Consider the following 18,874-nt stretch of genomic DNA (forward strand, 5'->3'; position numbering starts at 1 on the left):
ACAAGGAAAAAACCAATGAAAGAGAGGCACAACCAATGTTAGATAAATCAATTCCATATGCAGAAATCTGGATGAAACGAGCGCACAAAAGCACACCGATCCAGCCCATTCAATCCGATAACTATTCGCTACGCAGCTACCAAATAGGAGACGAAAGGCACTGGGCACGGATTGAAACATCCGTCGGAGAGTTTGACAATGAGGCCGAGGCATTGGCGTATTTTGAAAAGGAATTTATGCCCGAGCAAGCACAGCTAGGACAGCGAATGTTTTTTGCCCTTGATCAATCAGGTACACCGGTCGGTACGGCTACCGCTTGGAAAAAAGCCAAGCAAGACGGCACACCGGTTCCACTAGTCCATTGGGTAGCAGTAATGCCGCAAGCTCAACGTCAAGGAATCGCTCGCGGCTTGGTCACGCAAGTCGTTTCTGTGTTGGAGGCAGCCAACGAGCCGATGTATCTTCATACGCAAACCTGGAGCCATGCAGCAATCACGCTGTATCAGCAGCTCGGATTTGTGATCATTGCAACGGATATCAATGGGAATGAAAATCCAGAATATCCGCTGGCTTGTCAAGTATTGGCAGAAGTTGCTCAAAAAGCCAGAAACGAGTAAGAGATGGCGGCGGCAAAAATCCGTTAATTTTTCGTAAAACTCTTGCGTAAAAGGCGGCAGGTGTCGAATTTAAGTCTGTAAAAATTCTCCTTTTTCAAGTATAATACCAAAGGAGTATGAGGAAGGATGGGCGAGATGGCACAGCTTTTTTTTAAATATGGCGCAATGAATAGTGGGAAAACGATCGAGATACTGAAAGTTGCTCACAACTATGAAGAACAAGACAAACCAGTCGTGATCATGACAAGTGGATTGGACACGAGAAGCGGTGTGGGAAATGTTTCGAGCCGCATCGGCTTAGAACGAGACGCGATCCCGATTTTTGATGAAACGGATCTGTTCCATTTGATCAAAGACCTCGGTTACAAACCTTATTGTATTTTGATCGACGAAGCACAGTTCCTAAAGAAGCATCACGTGTTGGCTTTCACCAAAATCGTGGACGAGCTAGGTATCCCTGTGATGGCCTTTGGTTTGAAAAATGATTTCCGCAATGAATTATTTGAAGGCTCAAAATACTTGCTGCTTTACGCAGATAAAATCGAAGAGATGAAAACCATCTGCTGGTTCTGTCATAAAAAAGCAACCATGAACTTGCACTATATCGACGGAAAACCCGTTTACGAGGGCGACCAAGTACAAATCGGCGGTAACGAAGCGTATTATCCTGTTTGCCGCAAACATTACTTTCACCCGGGAATGAAAAAAGAAGGAGAATAATCAATGTACGATCAGTTACAAGCAATCGAAGACCGTTACGAAGAATTAGGCGAATTACTTAGTGATCCAGCCGTGATCTCTGACACCAAACGCTTCATGCAGCTTTCAAAAGAAGAAGCCAATACACGGGAAACGGTGGAAGTCTACCGTCGTTACAAAGAAGTCGTTGAGGGAATCAAGGATACCGAAGAAATGCTTGGGGAAAACCTTGATGCGGAAATGGCAGAGATGGCCAAAGAAGAACTCTCTGACTTGAAAAAAGAAAAAGATGTTTTAGAAGAACGCATCAAAATCTTGTTATTGCCAAAAGATCCGAATGATGACAAAAACATCATCATGGAGATCCGTGGTGCAGCAGGCGGCGATGAAGCAGCCTTATTTGCTGGCGATCTTTTCAATATGTATCAAAAATATGCGGAAAACCAAGGCTGGAAAGTCGAAGTCATGGATGCCAACGTCACTGGGATCGGTGGGTACAAAGAAGTCATCATGATGATCACTGGCGACAACGTCTTTTCAAAATTGAAATATGAGAGCGGCGCCCACCGAGTGCAGCGGGTACCGTCTACCGAATCACAAGGCCGAATCCATACGTCTACGGCAACGGTCGTGGTTATGCCCGAAGCTGAAGAAGTCGAAATCGATATCGCAGACAAAGATATTCGGACCGATATTTACCATGCCTCTGGTGCTGGTGGTCAGCACGTCAACAAAACAGCTTCTGCTGTTCGTCTGACGCACTTGCCAACAGGGATCGCTGTTGCGATGCAAGATGAGCGTTCACAGCTGAAAAACCGTGAGAAAGCGATGAAAGTCTTGCGGGCGCGGGTCTATGACCAAATGCAGCAAGAAGCACAAAGTGAATACGATGCAAACCGTAAATCAGCAGTGGGTACCGGCGATCGTTCTGAACGGATTCGCACCTATAACTTCCCGCAAAACCGCGTAACAGATCACCGTATCGGGTTGACTATTCAAAAATTGGATCAAATTTTAGCTGGAAAACTCGATGAAATTGTTGATGCACTGATCGTTTACGATCAAACATCAAAATTAGATGAGATGCAAAATGGCTAAAACCTATCGAGAAGTCCTTTCACGGGCTTCTTCTTTTTTAGAAACGAAAGGGCTGGACGGGTATGCGATCCAATACCTGTTTTTACAGCGAAAAAACTGGCAGCAACTCGATTGGCTGCTGCAGATGGACCAACCCATCTTAAGGGAAGATGAGGCACAGATCGCAGCAGATCTTGAACAGCTGTTGCAGCATGAACCACCGCAATATTTATTAGGATATGAAGAATTTTATGGGCATCGCTTAAAAGTAACTCCTGCAACCTTGATCCCGCGTCCAGAAACCGAAGAGCTGGTGGAAAACTGTCTGACAAAATTACCAGCAGATCAGCCGCTGCAAGTCGTAGACATCGGCACAGGTACTGGAGCGATCGCCATTGCCTTGAAATTAGCACGTCCCCAGTGGGCCGTGAGTGCCGTAGATCTTTCAGCAGAGGCATTAGCCGTTGCTAAAGAAAATGCGGCAGCCTTAGGCGCGAAGATTCGCTTTTTCCAAGGAGATACCTTAGAGCCCGTGGCAGATCAGCAATGGGATCTGATCGTTTCCAACCCACCGTATATCAGCGCTGAAGAGTGGCCGCTGATGGATATCAGCGTAAGAGAAAAAGAGCCTAAAATGGCGCTTTTTGCACAAGAACAAGGATTGGCGATCTATAAGCAATTGGCACAGCAAGCACCGAATTGTTTGACGCCTAACGGGCAAATGGCGCTAGAAATCGGCTTTCAGCAAGGATTAGCTGTTCAACAGCTTTTTGCAGCCGCTTTTCCCAACAAAGAAGTCACTGTAGTAAAAGATCTTGCGGGTCAAGACCGGATGGTGTTCGTCAGTCATCCACAAGATGTGGATAAATAAATTTTTTTTGCTACAGAAAAATTGCAAAAACCTTATGAAATGAACGACTTCTAAATAAACCGAGTTATAAACAGGGTTATCCACACTTGACAAACGACTTATCCACAAAATGTGGAAAAGAAACGAGAAAATGTTGATAAGTGTGGAAACTTCTCAAAAAAGGATGTGGATAAATTGTGGAAACAAAAATTTTTGATCAAACACAGTTGAACGAAGCAGCAGCTATTTTAGCTGAGGGGGGATTGGTGGCGTTCCCGACGGAAACCGTCTATGGACTAGGGGCTAGCGCGCTTTTGCCCACGGCTGTTGCGCAAGTATATCAAGTCAAAGGGCGACCTAGTGACAACCCTTTGATCGTTCATATTGCCGAGCCAGAGCAGTTGGAACCGTTTGTGGATAACAAGCATCCTTTTGCTGATAAATTGATGGAAACTTTCTGGCCTGGGCCTTTAACCTTGATCTTTTCGATCAAAAAAGACAGTTTACCTAGCATTGTTACTGGCGGCTTATCCACAGCGGCTTTTCGGATGCCAAACAACACCAAGACGTTAGCGTTGATCAAACAAGCCCAACAGCCATTGGTTGGCCCTAGCGCGAATACTTCTGGTAAACCAAGCCCAACATCAGCTGCGCATGTTCAGCATGATCTGGCAGGCAAAATCGCTGGCATCTTGGATGATGGGGTGACGCAGATCGGTGTCGAATCAACGGTCTTAGATTTGAGTGACCCAACGGCGCCGCCGATCATCTTACGTCCTGGTGCGATCTCTAAAGAACAGCTTGAAGCAGTTTTACAAACAAAAGTCCTCGTCGATCAGCACTTAGTAACAGAAAGTGAAGCACCCAAAGCGCCGGGCATGAAATACAAGCACTATGCACCGAATACCAATGTCCTGATGGTCAATGACCAAGATTGGCCGGCAGCCATGGCTTGGGCAAAAGAACAGCAGTTTAAGGTAGGGGTTTTAGCTGGACCAACGATCGCCGAGCAAGTCCGCTTTGAAGCTGCAGCCATCTATTTATTTTTTGATGACAGTGTGGAAGCCGCGACAAAAGGGCTGTTTGCTGGTTTACGGGCGTTAGATGAATCGATTGCTGAGTTAGATGTCTTATTTGCACCCACGTTTCCAGAAAGCGGCTTAGGGGTTGCTTATATGAATCGGTTGAAAAAAGCTGCAAATCAAAGTTTCTTTCAAGAAAATTAGCAAAAAACCAGAATTCATTATAGGTAGCTTATGAAGAAATGTGATACAATGCTACCATTAAGGTAAAGGGGTGTTGTAAGCATGGATTATCAAACGTTTGATCCCGAATTGTGGCAAGCGATCGAAAAAGAAACGAATCGTCAACAAAACAATTTGGAATTGATTGCGTCTGAAAATATCGTTTCAGAAGGTGTAATGGCTGCGCAAGGTAGTATTTTGACAAATAAATACGCTGAGGGTTATCCAGGTCGTCGTTACTATGGCGGTTGTGAATTTGTTGATGTGGTAGAAAACTTAGCAATTGAACGGGCGAAAAGTATTTTCGGTGCGGCATATGCCAATGTTCAACCGCATTCTGGTTCTCAAGCCAACACAGCAGCTTATTTAGCGTTGATCGAAACAGGCGATACAGTATTAGGGATGGATCTTTCCGCAGGCGGTCATTTGACTCATGGCTCACCAGTGAATTTCAGCGGCAAGACCTATAATTTTGTTAGTTATGGTGTTGATCCTGCAACAGAAGTCATCGACTACAATGTCGTTCGTATTTTGGCGCGTAAGCATCAACCGAAACTGATCGTTGCTGGTGCCAGTGCTTACTCACGTACGATCGATTTTGCGAAGTTCCGTGAAATCGCTGATGAAGTCGGCGCAAAATTGATGGTGGATATGGCGCATATCGCTGGTTTAGTAGCGGCTGGTCTTCATCCAAACCCAGTTCCTTATGCGGACATCACGACTTCTACGACCCATAAAACATTACGCGGCCCTCGAGGCGGCTTGATTTTAACAAATGATGAAGACTTAGCGAAAAAAATCAATAGTGCCGTTTTCCCTGGTATCCAAGGCGGCCCATTAGAGCACGTGATCGCAGCGAAAGCTGTTGCTTTTAAAGAAGCACAAGATGAGTCGTTCAAAGAGTACTCTGAGCAAGTCATCCGCAATGCACAAGCAATGGCGAAAGTCTTCAACCAAGCACCACAAGCCCGCTTGGTCTCTGGTGCAACAGACAATCACCTATTATTGATCGATGTGCGCGGCTTTGATTTGAACGGCAAAGAAGCAGAAGCTTTGCTGGATCAAGTCAATATCACCGTCAATAAAAACTCGATTCCTTTCGAATCATTAAGTCCTTTCAAAACGAGTGGAATTCGCGTGGGGACACCAGCGATCACTAGTCGCGGCTTTAAAGAAGAAGATTGTGTCGAAGTGGCGAAATTGATCGTCAAAGTTTTAGAAAAACCAAATGATGAAGCCGTTTTGGCAGAAGTCACGGCGCAAGTCAAAGAATTGACGGACAACTATCCACTTTATAAAAATAAATAAAAGGGGACTGTGACAGAAGTTAAGGTCAGACAAGACGTCTCACGCGTTTTTCCTGCGCTACAGCTCTTTGATCACCGAAAGTGAAAAAGGGGCTACAATGAACGCAGAGGCGCTTTTCATGCCGTCTTGTCTCCTTCCTTCTAACACAATCCTTTTTTTGAGGAAAAGCAGTATTGCCTGTGGCAGATGGTTGTAACAAGAGCCGATTTGCTTTAAAATAAGAGAAAAACCAAAGGAGATTTTTTTAAATGGGTAAATTTCAAGTAATCGATCACCCGCTGATCCAACACAAATTAACAATGATCCGCGACAAGAACTGTGGAACAAAGGTTTTCCGTGAAGTTGTTAATGAAATCGCAATGTTGATGGCGTATGAAGTGTCTCGCGACATGCCGCTTGAAGATCTAGTGATTGAAACACCAATTGAAGAATCAACACAAAAAACACTATCTGGTAAAAAGGTAGCGATCATTCCGATCCTGCGCGCAGGTCTAGGCATGGTTGATGGTATCCTTGAATTGATCCCAGCCGCAAAAGTTGGTCATATCGGGATGTACCGTGATGAAGAAACGCTAGAACCACACGAATACTTCGTAAAATTACCTGAAGACATCGATGAACGTCAATTATTTATCGTTGACCCAATGTTAGCTACGGGCGGTTCAGCGATCATGGCGATCGACGCACTGAAAAAACGCGGCGCTTCAAACATGAAATTCGTCTGCTTAGTTGCTGCACCAGAAGGCGTGAAAGCATTGCAAGATGCCCATCCAGATGTTGACATCTATACTGCAAATCTTGATGAACGCCTAAATGAACACGGCTATATCGTTCCTGGTTTGGGCGATGCCGGTGACCGTCTATTCGGTACAAAATAAATCAATACAAATAAGACAAAGGCAACTGAAGTTTTGCCTCGTCAATGATGCCATGGAAGAAGATCGACAGCCAAAACGGTTCGATCGGTTATCCATGGCTTTTTTTAGCTTTTCATAAAATCAGACAATGAAAAAAGGAGAAAATCAACTGATTTTCTCCTTGCATTAAACGGGTTATAGTTTGGTTAATTGTTTGTAATTGATGATCAATACACCATTACTTTGCGAAACTAATTTCTGGTTTTCTGGGGTTTCGTTCAGCTCGACCACCGCAGAGTTTTTCAACTGCTTTGTGATGGTACCAGTTTGTTTCTTCCCATGGAACGTGAACATGACAGGAGTAGCGACCTCAAACGTTGAACCTTCTTGTGACGGGACAATTGTTGTTTCGAATTTACCAAATGTTGCCATGTAAAAACCTCCTTGATACTTCTATTATATCACAATTTTCGGAAAATTTCAGTAAGTAGATTTTTTTCAGCAGACCTCTTTACAAAACAACCGTTTTTGCATATAATTTTCTTTGTGCCATACAACGCCAGCTTAGCTCAGTTGGTAGAGCAACGCACTCGTAACGCGTAGGTCACAGGTTCGAATCCTGCAGCTGGCATAAGAAATAAAAAACCATGAATCTTCTTTTAGAGGATTCATGGTTTTTCTTTTGCATGCGATAAGTAATCTCAATTTTTTCTGGTTTACCCGGTAACTGTTTTTATTCGCCCATTAGCATTACATGGCATGTCCTATTTCGCACACGATTTTGATCGAAATCAACAAAATAGATATAGCCTACGGAACCGATCTCTAGCTTGCCGTTACTTAAAATAAAGCTTTCGCTTGCACCGAAAAAACTCGAGCGAATATGTGCATCGCCGTTTAAAATCGTTGCTGGATCTGTTGGGTAGTTTGGATCGTCCAGACTCATCAAAAATTCTAAATGCTTTGGTCCAGGATAACGGTAATCGGTATTTTCTGATAACTCACGAGGAATAATCTTATCGAGAATTCGGTTTAAATCAACTTGAAGAAATTCATCTCCGTTAAAGTCTGTATCATGCATGTATTCTTCAAAGATAACCGAACAGGTCGTATGAGGAGACTGTACGAGACAGATTCCATTTGAAATTCCACTTTTTTCAACCATCGTTTTCACTTCTTCTGTGATGTTGTGGTAAGACACTCGATTCCCGTTAGAAGTTAACGTCAGTTGCTCTTTTAAAAATTTCACAGTGTTAATCCTCCTTTTTATACTTCACCGCTTGTTTGATCATTTCTGTAAGGGTTTGAACTGGATCTTCTGCTTGCACAATGCCGCTTGTCCCACCAGTGCCATCAGCCCCTGACGACAAAGCTTTTTCAACATCGACAGCACTAGATATACCAGCTGCCTGCAGAATTAGGATTTCTGGATCAATTTCACGAACAACACGATTTGTTTCCGTCATGTATTGAAGATCACTGGTTTGTCCTGTTCCAATTAGTTCTGTTGGCTCGCAAACCATCACATCGGGTTTTAGGGAAGCTGCGGCTCTTGCTTCAGTCAATGAATTCGCACAAACAATTGTTAAAATTCCCAATTCATTTGAGCGTTGCATCGCTTTAGTCAGTTCTTGCAATGTCATGGGGTGTTCAGCATGGTTTAAAAAGGTAGCTTCAGCACCGGCTTCTGCCACTGCTTCGGGTAAAACATAACCCATTCCTCGACCGATTTCGATTCCGTCTAAATGTTGAACAGTGATGAATAAATGTGTTGTTGCTTGTTTAATTAGAGAAACGTCTGCTTGCTGCACAGTAAATAGAATGTCGATGTCATATAAAGACGACAACTCATCAGCAGCTTTTGCCAATGCCAATGCTTGTTTTCCATAAAGATAGGCTTTGGGATTGACGACAAAGAATGGCGTTCTTAAAGTTCTTTTTTTCATTAGCTTTCTCCTTCACGATAAGATTTGGTATGAAAGACTTTAAAATAGTGCTCGAGTGTCTTGGACATTCCATTGCTTGCTGAGTGAAGTAGATCGAAATAGTCATTTGGTTGATTTTTATGAATTTCATTCATAGCAGCAGTGACGAAGTCCGTAAAAATATTTATTTTACGGATACCTTCTAAGGCACATTTTTCAAGGTTTTCATCGCCAGAAGAGGATCCGCCATGCAGAACAAGAGGAACATTGACGGCATGGTGTATTTCATTTAAAACGTCAAAATTTATTTTGGGTATCCCTTGATAATGTCCGTGAGAGGTGCCAATAGAAACTGCCAACGAATCAACACCGGTTAATTTGGCAAATGCAACAGCCTCAGAAGGTTCTGTGTAAATAGATTGACTATTTAGGGCTGATTCCAGACTGTTTTCCGACCCAACGTGCCCGATTTCCGCTTCAACAACGACACCATTTTTATGAGCGTAATCGGCGATCTCCTTTGACCGACGGACATTTTCTTCGAATGACTCCTCAGAAGCGTCGATCATTACGGAAGTAAAACCTAAATGAATGGCTCTTTTGATGACCTCTTCATCGGTACCGTGATCTAGGTGCAGAGCGATAGGTGTAGTGCTTTTTTTTGCTAAAAATTTTCCAATCATGGCAGCCTCTTCTAAAGTCAACATGTTCATATGGGATTGAGCGAAGGCCAATATCAAAGGTTTGTTCAAACTTTCAGCAGTTTCCGCGTATGTTCTTGCACTAGTTAAGTCGAAAAAATTTGCTGCGGGTAATGCATAGTTGTGTTTTTCTGCATGTGCGAATAGTTCTTTTGTTGTGACCAACATAGGGCATTCTCCTTACTCTTTGATTTTCTTTTCGATTTCCGCGTACATCTCTTCTGTACCAATCCCTGTTAAGAGCGGTAGCCCCATAATTACACGATCTTTGATTGAGTCTGGAACAACCGTTGTACTCACCACGATGTCATAGTTATCAATTTTATTCATCTCATCTGCCACTTTGGATTGATACAGTTTCACTTGATCAGTTAATCCTTTTTCTTTCAACCATTCTTTTACCTTATTTGTTACAATCGTTGAAGTTGCAACACCTGTGCCACACATAATCAGTAATTTTTTCATTATCATTTCCTCCTATTATTTCGATGTTTGTTTCTTGGGACGAATTTTATTTACATAAATCAATCCAAACAAAACAGAGACGCCAATTATGGCTAAACCGCCCCAGCTTAATATTTTGGTTAAGCCGACATAAAGGAATGTGGTCCATAAACCACCTTCAGCCATAGCAGTGATCATAGAGTTTCCTTGTAGATCAAAGTTTGCGGATCGAGCAGCAGTAGTGACAAGCGGTGCTGCCCACGAAGTAATATATAGAATGCTTACCATATAAATCGTTCCAGCAATTACTGTTCGAATAATGTTTCCTCCAAAAACAGCAGCCATCAAGCAAATCAGAAAGGGAATAGTTGCTAAATCACCAAAAGGCAAGGTCGTATTGCCTGGTAGAACTACGGCTAACAAAATAGTGATCGGAACTAAAAGCAATGAGGAAGATAGGACAGCTGGATGACCAACCGATAATGCTGCATCCATACCGATGTAAAGCTCTCTTCCAGGAAACCGTTTTTTGACGAATTCATTTGCAGATTCAGAAATAGGCGTTAGACCTTCCATCAGTAAAGCCACCATTTTGGGCATCAAAACCATCACAGCGCCTGTTTGGACGGCTAATTGGCCGACCCCTGCTGTGTCATATCCGGCAAGTATTCCCATGATGAGACCAATCAAAAAGCCCATAACAGTAGAGTCGCCAAAGACACCAAATTTTTTCTGAATGGTTTCTGGATCTGCTTTCCAATCTTTTAGTCCTGGAATACGATCAAAGAGCCAATTCATAGGTAGTGCAAAGATGAATCCTGGTGCGGCGGTTCCATGAGGAAAAGTAATATTAGGAAATCCGTAGAACTTATTAATGATCGGACCTAAAATATCTCCCATTAAAAGAATCATCATCAAATAGATGACGGTCGCCGCGATTCCCATTGCAAAATCTCCAGTGAGGGCATAAATCAGAGAAGAGATGAAGGCTGCGTGCCAAATATTCCAAATATCTACATTCAATACTTTAGTCAACCCTAAAATGATGAGTAGAACATTTAGGACCACACCAATCGGAATCGCAAGACTTCCTAAAATCGTCCCGTAAGAAATTGCCGCTGCGGCAGGCCATCCGACATCAATCGTTGTCAAATTTAATCCTAAACGTTCAACCATATGCTGTGCTGCGGGACCCAAACTGCTGCTTAGAAGGTCAATCACCAAATTCAATCCAACAAACCCAACACCAACAGTTAAGGCTGAAGTAAAGGCTTTGCTAGGTTTTGTCCCCAAAATTATTCCAAAAATAAAAATTAAAATCGGCAAAACAACGATTGAACCTAGATCAACGAACCACTGTAATGCATTTAACATAATTGTTCCTCCTTTTTATTGCAGTCCATTTTTTTCAATAATCGAAAGATACGCTTCTTTAGTCGTTACTGAGGATAGGGCTTCCAAAACCCCGGGTGTTTGAAACATAGAGATAAGATTTTGCAGCATACCCAATTGCTCATGTGGTTCCTTCAGTGCAAGCATGAACAACAGGGATACATCGATTTTCTTTTCTTGTGAACCCATTTCAATAAATGAAAGGGGAGAGGCAAGTGACATAAAAGCGACTTGGGATCGTAAAACAAATTTGCTGTCCGTGTGTGGGATCGCTACCCCAATGCCGTTAATTTTTAAACCTGTAGGAAAGGTTTCTTCTCGCCGTACGATATTTTGATAGAACTGATCATTTACACAATGAGTTTTGATGAGTTCGTCTGCTAATAGTCGAAAAGCTTCCTCTTTTGTTTTAGAATCTTTTTCAAGTAACACGATTTGGTGATCAAAAAACATGATCAATTTCCTCCTCTTAACAATCTTTGATACAGTTCTTCTTGCGTTTGACTATTAACGATCCATTGAATTTCTTCGGCTGAGTTAAACAATCCGTAAATCGAAGCGATCAACTCTTTTGCCTCTATCATGTTTTCTTCAGCAATCGCAAGCAAAACAATTAGTTGGATTTTTGTGTCTCCCCAAGTAATTGGCGCATCGAGGGTGAGAAAAGCAAGTTTTGTTTCTTTCACTGTATGTGGATCAGCATGTGGAATGGCTACTCCCGTCTTTAATCCAGTGCTTCCTAGTTCCTCTCGTTCAAATAGAGAATGCTTAAATTTTGTTGTAACAAGCTTTTTTTTCAGATAATCATCTGCTAAAAAATCCAGTACATCTTTTTTTGTTCGAAACTTTTTTTTGACAAAAAGGAAAGTAGGATCTAAATATTTTTGTAATAAAGTCGTTTTCTGGTATTTTTTTGAGTAAAAATTTTTCTCATTCTCATTAAGATTAGATATCTTTGCTGAGATTCTTCCTATTTCTTCGGTAGTAGGAAGCGGCGAAATATAAATAACTGGCGGTGCTGTAATGTCCAATGGAATAGTTGATATGATCAGATCAACAGTCTCAAGAGATGTACTGGCCAGTTTACTTAAAGGAATGATCTCCAATACGGTATCAGCCGCGATCGTCTGTTTGATACGGTTAAAAATCAACTCCGATGTAGCAAAACCTGATTGGCAAACAATTAGTATATGGTTAGTAATTTTTATCTTTTCAAAGGCTAACTGAAAATGGATCGTCAGAAAAGAAACTTCGTCTTCTGTTAATAAGATTTGAAATCGCTCCTCTAAATCTCCAATTGCATATTTGGTCAATGTATACATTGTTGAGTATTGTTTTTTGATACTTTTTATCAGTGGGTTTTTCAATAAAATGCCTGTCTTTGATCGATGGATCATGGGAACGATATGAGCCAATAATGTTTGCAGTAATAATTTATCTTGTGTCAGATCTGCGTTTAACATATGTGACATTTTTTGAATAATTTGTTTCGTACAATTTGTGATAGTAGATTCGTGAGGCTCATCCATTTGTCCAAAAGGTTCGATACCGTGTGCTAATAACAGGGAACATACATATTGAATATCTGTATCACTAAATTGAACAGGTAGTTGCTGTTGGATCATTTCAGAAAAATCAACCGCGATCATATAGAATTTCATTCGTCTAAGTTCGTCAAATACTAGCTGCTCTTGTTTTTCAATGTGTTTATCTATAAGAAGTCTTGAAAGAAAAATTCGCAATGAAAGCTTCAAGGATTCAATAGAATAATTATTGACTGGATGGCCGATTGTTTGAGTCATATCTGAGACAAATTTCTTCGTTAAATCGAGTACCTTAGAGTCAAAGAGATTGTTGACCAAAAGATTTTCACTGGCTTTGGCGTCGGTATACTTCTCTAAAAAAGATTTGAATACGTTTTGAGTAGCAGATTCAACTGAGGTTAGTTTGAGTCCGCTTGTAGTCATTTTTGTAGATACGTGATGGAATCGACAGAAAGCAACGATTTCATCAACATCTTTCTTTATTGACTGGTTGCTAATATAAAAATATTCAGAGAATTCCTGATAGTGCATTGGCTTTGCTGAAAACAGATAGTTAGCGAAAATAAAGATTTTACGATAATTAGGTGAAAATAGTTCGAGTTTAGTCTCTTTTTTTGCTAACAATCGATATCCATTCTGTTTCGCTGATTCAGAACCAGATAAAAAGATTCCTTTTCTTGGTACTTTTTTGATAGCTAGTCCCGAATCTTTTAGTTTCTTTTCTAAAGTCGTTAAATTGTTATAAACTGTTTTTTGGGATACATTTAACTGCTTTTGAAAAAAAGAGGCAGGGCGAAACTCCTTTTGTTCTAATAGCAATTGCAACAGTAGCTGTTCTCGATTACTTAAAATCATTGGTTCACCTCCGGAAGCGCTTCCTTAATTGTATTCTAGTGAAATTATATGGTGGCGTAAATAACATTTCATTACCACATTAATGTGGTAAATACGATTGTCGTATATCAATTTATATTTTGTAAAAAGTAGTCATTTGTTGCTATTTATTTGAAACGGAAACTAGGCGGGGATCTATCATGGAGTTAAAGTTGCTTTATTCTGTTACATAGAGCAAAGATTTATCAAAAATAAAGAAGAATACATAGAATAAGGTATTTGATTAATAAGAAGAATGGACGAATTCAGCGATTATTTCGTTGTAATTCTAAACAATTTTGGATTGTTTTTAACCCTCTTTTCCCGAAAATCATTAAAGTTTCTAAATTTTTTGTGAATGCTCATGGACAATCCTTTCTTTTCTCCTCAATTATCACTATAATGGATAAAGATTCTACAGAAGAGAGTGTGGACATGGAAAATTCACGAATAAAAACGAACGATAATCGAATTGACTACGGTGTGATTCTACCCGTATTTTTATTATGTCTGATTGGTTTGGCGTCCCTGTATGTGGCGCTGACACACGATCCGAATAACCCGAGTATGCTGCGAACGTTAGGGTTTCAAGCTTTATGGTATGTGTTAGGCGTTGTTGCCGTGATCGTTATCATGCAGATCAAATCAAAATGGCTCTGGAAATTGACGCCCTATATTTATGGAGCTGGGTTAGCCGTTATGTTGGCGCTACTGAAATTTTATGATCGGACGATGGAAGCATCGACAGGGTCGAAAAACTGGTTCCGTTTTGGTCCCTTTACCTTGCAGCCTTCAGAATTGATGAAGATCGCCTATATTATGATGTTGGCGTTAGTCGTCACGCAGCACAATGTCAAGCATCGGGAACGGGATCTGAAAACAGATGGGTTACTGATTGCAAAAATGTTAGCTGTCACGATCCCAGTCCTGATCCTGATCACCTTACAAAACGACTTTGGTACGATGTTGGTCTTTCTAGCGATTTTCGGTGGGGTCTTCTTGATGTCAGGAATCTCATGGCGAATCATCGTGCCAGTGATTGCGGCATTTGTGATTCTCGGCGGTGGAACGATTTTCTTAGTGACCACCGATATTGGTCGCGAGTTTCTGTACAATACAGGAATCTTTAAAGAATACCAATTCGCCCGTATCGATTCGTGGCTAGATCCTTTTCATGATACCCAAGGGCAATCCTTCCAATTGGCGTATGCTCTGATGGCGATCGCCTCTGGCGGGATGTTCGGGAAAGGATTTAATGTCAGCGATGTGTATGTACCAGTCCGAGAATCCGATATGATTTTTTCGGTGATCGGTGAGAATTTTGGGTTTATTGGCAGCGCGTTTGTCATTTTATTGTATTTTATTTTGATCTATCGAATGATCCGCGTATGTTTCGATACCAACAATGAATTTTATGCCTACTTGGCAACTGGGATCATTATGATGATTCTCTTCCATGTGTTTGAAAACATTGGCGCAAACATCGGTCTCTTACCGTTGACGGGGATTCCACTGCCGTTTATCAGCCAAGGAGGATCTGCCCTATTAAGCAATATGATTGGGATCGGTTTGATTTTATCGATGCGCTATCAAGCTGAGACCGCACCAAAAACACTTTAAGGAGTTCACATGATTACATTTTATTGGTACCCAAAATGCAGTACATGCCGAAATGCGAAGCGTTGGTTAGAAGAGCACGAGATTCCCTTTGAAGCGATCGATATGGTAGCTACACCGCCTCAACCGGAACAATTGCTGGCTTGGATCCAATCAAGCGAAGCACCGTTAACCCGTTTCTTTAACACAAGCGGCATGAAATACCGTGAATTGCAATTAAAAGAAAAAGTGCCGACCATGACTGCCCAAGACGCAGCCGATGTGCTGGCAACCGATGGTATGTTGATCAAGCGCCCACTGCTGGTTAGCGGCGACCGCTTTTTGATTAATGGATTTAAAGAAAATGAATATGAAGGAGTCTTACTAGAATCATGGAAAAGAAATGCTTAAGAAAAAAAGATAATTTGTGGGTTTTGTTTAACGGGAAAGAATATTGTGTCGGTTTAACAAAAGAAGCGCAAGAAGAACTTGGTGCGGTCACGTTTGCTTCGATTCAAAAAGCAGGAACTGCTTTAAAACAAGGAGAGACCCTTGTTGAGCTGGAAGCGGAAAAAGCAGTCAGTGAATTTCCAAGTCCATTGACGGGCGTGATTTCTTCCGTAAATGAAAAAATCGATCAATCGATTGATACCTTAAATGATGAAGACGAAATGAACGCTTGGCTGGTCAGCTTCAAAGAGGTTGACCCAAGTCAATTTGAAGCCTTGTAAGTCAAAGCTGTAAAAACGACTATTTTTTCAAAAAGAATTGACAGTCGGATAAGACGTTGCTATAATTTGCTCAATAAATGAATGCTTTGAAAAGAAGAGTACATGTTCTTAACGTACACAGAGAGCCCTGTTTGGTGCAAATGGGCAACGGAGAGAGGATGGAAGATGGTCTTTGAGCATGATAGGTGAGTGGAAACAAGCCTATCACGGGAGGCACCCGTTACAGTGCAGCAGTATGCGAAGCAATTCAAGTACTGAGCGAGGCTGTTGATGCGAATCGACAGTAAATCAAGGTGGTAACGCGGAAGTTGTGCTTTCGTCCTTTGTAACAGTATAATGTACAGAGGATGAAAGCTTTTTTTGTGTTTAACCAACCAAAGAGGAAAGATGGGAATAACATGGCATTAATCGAATTGTCGCATGTAAAAAAGTCATTCGGCAAAAAGCAAACGGCTGTCCACGCCGTCAATGATGTTTCACTGCAAGTGGAAAAAGGCGATATCTACGGAATCGTCGGTTACTCTGGTGCTGGGAAAAGTACATTAGTACGTTTGTTGAACGGCTTAGAATTGCCGACAGCAGGAGATGTAGTCATTAACGGTCAAAACATTTTGGCATTGAAAAACAAAGAATTGAGAAACTTCCGCAAAAAAATCGGCATGATTTTTCAGCACTTTAATCTTTTATGGTCTCGAACGGTGGCGGAAAACATTGAATTGCCATTGGAGTTGGCTGGCGTTGAAAAAGCAAAACGCCGTCAACGAGCGCAAGAGCTGATTAAATTAGTTGGGTTGGAAGGACGGGAGAATGCCTATCCGGCACAATTGTCTGGCGGACAAAAGCAAAGAGTCGGGATTGCTCGTGCACTAGCGAATGAACCAGAAATTTTGCTGTGTGATGAAGCAACGAGTGCGTTAGATCCACAAACAACAGAAGAAGTGTTGGATCTCTTGCTTTCCATCAATAAAAAATTGCATTTGACGATCGTCCTGATTACCCATGAAATGAACGTCATTCGCAAAATCTGCAATAAGGTCGCGGTGATGGAGCATGGGCAGATCGTGGAAGAAGGGTCAGTGCAATCGGTTTTCCGTAACCCACAGCAGGAAGTGACCAAACGTTTTGTTCAGCAAGATTTGGAGCCAGAAGAAGATGCTGAAGAATTACGGCAAGCCTTCTTACGAGAAAATCCGCAAGGGCATTTAGTGACTTTGACTTTCACACAAGACAACGCCAATGAACCAGTGATTTCACAAGCGATCCGTCGCTTCCAGATCGATGTCAATGTCGTTTACGGAAAGATCCAACAAACCAATGAGGGATCCTTTGGCGGCTTGACGGTTTTATTGACAGGTGAAGCAAGTGAGATCGAAAAAGCGATCGCCTTTTTCAAAGAGCAGCAAGTAGGCGTGGAGGTGATTGAACGTGGATAAGTCATTTGTAGAAACCTATTTTAATTTTGAAAAGGTCGACTGGGCCAATATGCAGCAAGCAACCCTAGACACCTTGTTTATGACTTTCTTCTCCATGGTTTTAGTGGTTGTGATCGGTTTACTTCTAGGATTGGCGCTTTATTCACTAGGGCGTAAACAAACAGCGGGAGCCAACATTTTCTATAACGTGGTTTCCATCATCAGTAACGCCTTTCGTTCAACGCCATTCATGATTTTGATGGTCTTGATCATTCCGTTTACAACATTATTAGTCGGTTCATTCCTAGGGGCAAAAGCAGCGATCCCAGCATTAGTTTTATCGGCGGCACCGTTTTATGCTCGGATGGTGGAAATTGCTTTTCGTGAAGTCAATCCTGGTGTGATTGAAGCAGCGGAAGCGATGGGTGCTAGTTACTGGGAGATCATCTACAAGATCGTGATTCCCGAAAGTGTTCCAGCATTGATTTCAGGACTGACGGTCACAACGATTTCAATGATTGGTTATACTGCCATGGCAGGCGCGATCGGTGCCGGCGGGCTAGGCGCTTTGGCTTGGCAAGAAGGATTTCAACGTGGAAATTACACTGTTACGCTTGTTGCAACAGTGATTATTTTAATTATCGTTTTCATTATCCAAGGAATCGGCGATTTCCTTGCGAAAGCCACCGATAAACGGTAAATGAAACGAAGAACAAAAAGTGGAAAATATGGGAGGAAATGGATATGAAAAAGATTTTTGGTATTGCAACAACCTTATTGTTAACTGCCGCTTTAGCTGCTTGTGGCACAGGCTCAAATTCAGGAAGCTCTGACTCATCTGCGGCTGAGGGAGAATCAACAAAATTAGTGATTGGTGCATCAGTTACGCCTCATGCGGAAATTTTAGAACAAGCCAAACCTTTACTAGCAGAAGAAGGCATTGATCTTGAAATCAAAACCTTCGATGATTATGTGTTGCCAAACAAAGCATTGGAAAATGGCGATATCGATGCCAATTACTTCCAACACATTCCTTACTTGAACAAACAAATCGCCGACAATGGCTATGATTTTGTCAATGCTGGTGCGATCCATATCGAGCCAATGGGGCTTTACTCAAAACGAATCTCTGATATTTCAGAACTAGAAGATGGTGCAACGGTTCTTACTTCCACTTCTGAATCTGACTGGGGTCGTATCCTAACGATTTTACAAGATGCTAACTTGATCACTTTAAAAGACGGCGTTGATACAGAAACGGCAACCTTTGATGATATTGCTGAAAATCCGAAAAACTTAGAATTTAAACATGACGTCGATCCATCTCTTTTGGCGACTGCTTATCAAAACGACGAAGCAGACCTAATCGCCATCAATGCGAACTTCGCATTCGGGATCGATTTGAACCCAGCGGATGATTCTGTTTTATTAGAAGCGGATAATTCGCCTTATGTCAACGTGATCGCTGTCCGCAGTGGTGACGAAGATAGCGACAAAATCAAGAAATTGATCGAAGTGCTGCATTCAGACGAAATCAAAGACTTTGTGGAAGAACAATGGCAAGGTTCAGTGAAAATCGTTGATGCTGACGCAAAATAATTCAC

21 protein-coding genes, 1 tRNA gene and 1 other annotated feature are annotated in these 18,874 nt (G+C 41.8%); of the genes, 14 read left to right on the top strand and 8 right to left on the bottom strand.

Annotation, left to right across the window (positions count from 1 at the left end):
* Positions 1-35: 35 nt before the first annotated feature.
* From A5883_RS00670 to upp, 7 genes are all read left to right on the top strand, one after another.
* Positions 36-617, top strand: coding sequence for a GNAT family N-acetyltransferase (locus A5883_RS00670; protein ID WP_074934063.1), 582 nt, complete (start codon positions 36-38; stop codon positions 615-617).
* 135 nt (positions 618-752) lie between these two features.
* The gene (locus A5883_RS00675; RefSeq protein ID WP_005227882.1) at positions 753-1,337 is read left to right on the top strand and encodes a thymidine kinase; all 585 of its coding nucleotides are present in this window, start codon (positions 753-755) and stop codon (positions 1,335-1,337) included.
* A gap of 3 nt (positions 1,338-1,340) precedes the next feature.
* Complete coding sequence (gene prfA / locus A5883_RS00680) at positions 1,341-2,414, top strand: peptide chain release factor 1 (RefSeq protein WP_005227884.1); 1,074 nt, start codon at positions 1,341-1,343, stop codon at positions 2,412-2,414.
* Positions 2,407-3,264 carry a peptide chain release factor N(5)-glutamine methyltransferase gene (prmC, locus tag A5883_RS00685; protein WP_086337789.1) on the top strand — a complete coding sequence of 286 codons (858 nt, stop codon included), beginning with the start codon at positions 2,407-2,409 and terminating at the stop codon, positions 3,262-3,264. The genes prfA and prmC overlap by 8 nt, the downstream gene beginning before the upstream one ends.
* Positions 3,265-3,440: 176 nt before the next feature.
* Positions 3,441-4,469 carry an L-threonylcarbamoyladenylate synthase gene (locus A5883_RS00690; RefSeq protein WP_086337790.1) on the top strand — a complete coding sequence of 343 codons (1,029 nt, stop codon included), beginning with the start codon at positions 3,441-3,443 and terminating at the stop codon, positions 4,467-4,469.
* An 81-nt stretch (positions 4,470-4,550) separates the two neighbouring features.
* A complete protein-coding gene (gene glyA / locus A5883_RS00695; protein WP_005227890.1) occupies positions 4,551-5,795 on the top strand; it encodes a serine hydroxymethyltransferase in 1,245 nt (414 codons plus the stop codon).
* Positions 5,796-6,043: 248 nt separating this feature from the next.
* Positions 6,044-6,673: a uracil phosphoribosyltransferase gene (upp, locus tag A5883_RS00705; protein ID WP_005227894.1), complete on the top strand. Its 630-nt coding sequence runs from the start codon at positions 6,044-6,046 to the stop codon at positions 6,671-6,673.
* A 174-nt stretch (positions 6,674-6,847) separates the two neighbouring features.
* On the opposite strand, the gene A5883_RS00710 is transcribed toward upp, so the two are convergent.
* Positions 6,848-7,084: a hypothetical protein gene (locus tag A5883_RS00710; RefSeq protein ID WP_005227896.1), complete on the bottom strand. Its 237-nt coding sequence runs from the start codon at positions 7,082-7,084 to the stop codon at positions 6,848-6,850.
* A gap of 126 nt (positions 7,085-7,210) precedes the next feature.
* On the opposite strand from A5883_RS00710, the gene A5883_RS00715 reads away from it, so the two are divergent.
* Positions 7,211-7,283: transfer RNA gene (locus A5883_RS00715), tRNA-Thr, on the top strand.
* A 102-nt stretch (positions 7,284-7,385) separates the two neighbouring features.
* Here the strand turns inward: A5883_RS00715 and A5883_RS00720 are convergent.
* The 7 genes from A5883_RS00720 to A5883_RS00750 are packed head-to-tail and all read right to left on the bottom strand — an operon-like array spanning position 7,386 to position 13,513.
* Positions 7,386-7,901, bottom strand: a complete 516-nt coding sequence (locus tag A5883_RS00720; RefSeq protein ID WP_005227898.1) for a YjbQ family protein — start codon at positions 7,899-7,901, stop codon at positions 7,386-7,388.
* Between the two features lie 4 nt (positions 7,902-7,905).
* Positions 7,906-8,598, bottom strand: coding sequence for a triose-phosphate isomerase (locus A5883_RS00725; protein ID WP_015510444.1), 693 nt, complete (start codon positions 8,596-8,598; stop codon positions 7,906-7,908).
* Positions 8,598-9,446: a class II fructose-bisphosphate aldolase gene (locus A5883_RS00730; protein ID WP_005227902.1), complete on the bottom strand. Its 849-nt coding sequence runs from the start codon at positions 9,444-9,446 to the stop codon at positions 8,598-8,600. Before A5883_RS00730 ends, A5883_RS00725 begins: the two co-directional genes overlap by 1 nt.
* 12 nt (positions 9,447-9,458) lie before the next feature.
* A complete protein-coding gene (locus tag A5883_RS00735) occupies positions 9,459-9,743 on the bottom strand; it encodes a PTS sugar transporter subunit IIB (protein WP_015510443.1) in 285 nt (94 codons plus the stop codon).
* A gap of 15 nt (positions 9,744-9,758) precedes the next feature.
* Positions 9,759-11,096 carry a PTS galactitol transporter subunit IIC gene (locus A5883_RS00740; protein WP_010749081.1) on the bottom strand — a complete coding sequence of 446 codons (1,338 nt, stop codon included), beginning with the start codon at positions 11,094-11,096 and terminating at the stop codon, positions 9,759-9,761.
* Between the two features lie 15 nt (positions 11,097-11,111).
* A complete protein-coding gene (locus A5883_RS00745; protein WP_086337792.1) occupies positions 11,112-11,567 on the bottom strand; it encodes a PTS sugar transporter subunit IIA in 456 nt (151 codons plus the stop codon).
* 2 nt (positions 11,568-11,569) lie between these two features.
* Complete coding sequence (locus A5883_RS00750; protein ID WP_086337793.1) at positions 11,570-13,513, bottom strand: BglG family transcription antiterminator; 1,944 nt, start codon at positions 13,511-13,513, stop codon at positions 11,570-11,572.
* A 453-nt stretch (positions 13,514-13,966) separates the two neighbouring features.
* On the opposite strand from A5883_RS00750, the gene A5883_RS00755 reads away from it, so the two are divergent.
* The 6 genes from A5883_RS00755 to A5883_RS00780 all read left to right on the top strand — a co-directional run bounded on the left by A5883_RS00755 (position 13,967) and on the right by A5883_RS00780 (position 18,869).
* Positions 13,967-15,151 (top strand): FtsW/RodA/SpoVE family cell cycle protein, encoded by a 1,185-nt coding sequence (locus A5883_RS00755; protein WP_086337794.1) that lies wholly within the window; start codon positions 13,967-13,969, stop codon positions 15,149-15,151.
* 9 nt (positions 15,152-15,160) lie between these two features.
* Positions 15,161-15,538 (top strand): arsenate reductase family protein, encoded by a 378-nt coding sequence (locus tag A5883_RS00760; protein WP_010749085.1) that lies wholly within the window; start codon positions 15,161-15,163, stop codon positions 15,536-15,538.
* On the top strand, positions 15,520-15,858 hold the full coding sequence (locus A5883_RS00765; protein ID WP_010749086.1) for a glycine cleavage system protein H: 339 nt from the start codon (positions 15,520-15,522) through the stop codon (positions 15,856-15,858). The genes A5883_RS00760 and A5883_RS00765 overlap by 19 nt, the downstream gene beginning before the upstream one ends.
* A gap of 77 nt (positions 15,859-15,935) precedes the next feature.
* Positions 15,936-16,185: a binding site (T-box leader), on the top strand.
* A gap of 71 nt (positions 16,186-16,256) precedes the next feature.
* Positions 16,257-17,291, top strand: coding sequence for a methionine ABC transporter ATP-binding protein (locus A5883_RS00770; protein ID WP_005227918.1), 1,035 nt, complete (start codon positions 16,257-16,259; stop codon positions 17,289-17,291).
* Complete coding sequence (locus A5883_RS00775) at positions 17,284-17,970, top strand: methionine ABC transporter permease (RefSeq protein WP_005227919.1); 687 nt, start codon at positions 17,284-17,286, stop codon at positions 17,968-17,970. The genes A5883_RS00770 and A5883_RS00775 overlap by 8 nt, the downstream gene beginning before the upstream one ends.
* Positions 17,971-18,014: 44 nt before the next feature.
* The gene (locus A5883_RS00780; protein WP_086337795.1) at positions 18,015-18,869 is read left to right on the top strand and encodes a MetQ/NlpA family ABC transporter substrate-binding protein; all 855 of its coding nucleotides are present in this window, start codon (positions 18,015-18,017) and stop codon (positions 18,867-18,869) included.
* Positions 18,870-18,874: the final 5 nt, after the last annotated feature.

Source organism: Enterococcus sp. 5B3_DIV0040, assembly GCF_002140755.1.
GTDB lineage: Bacteria > Bacillota > Bacilli > Lactobacillales > Enterococcaceae > Enterococcus_D > Enterococcus_D casseliflavus.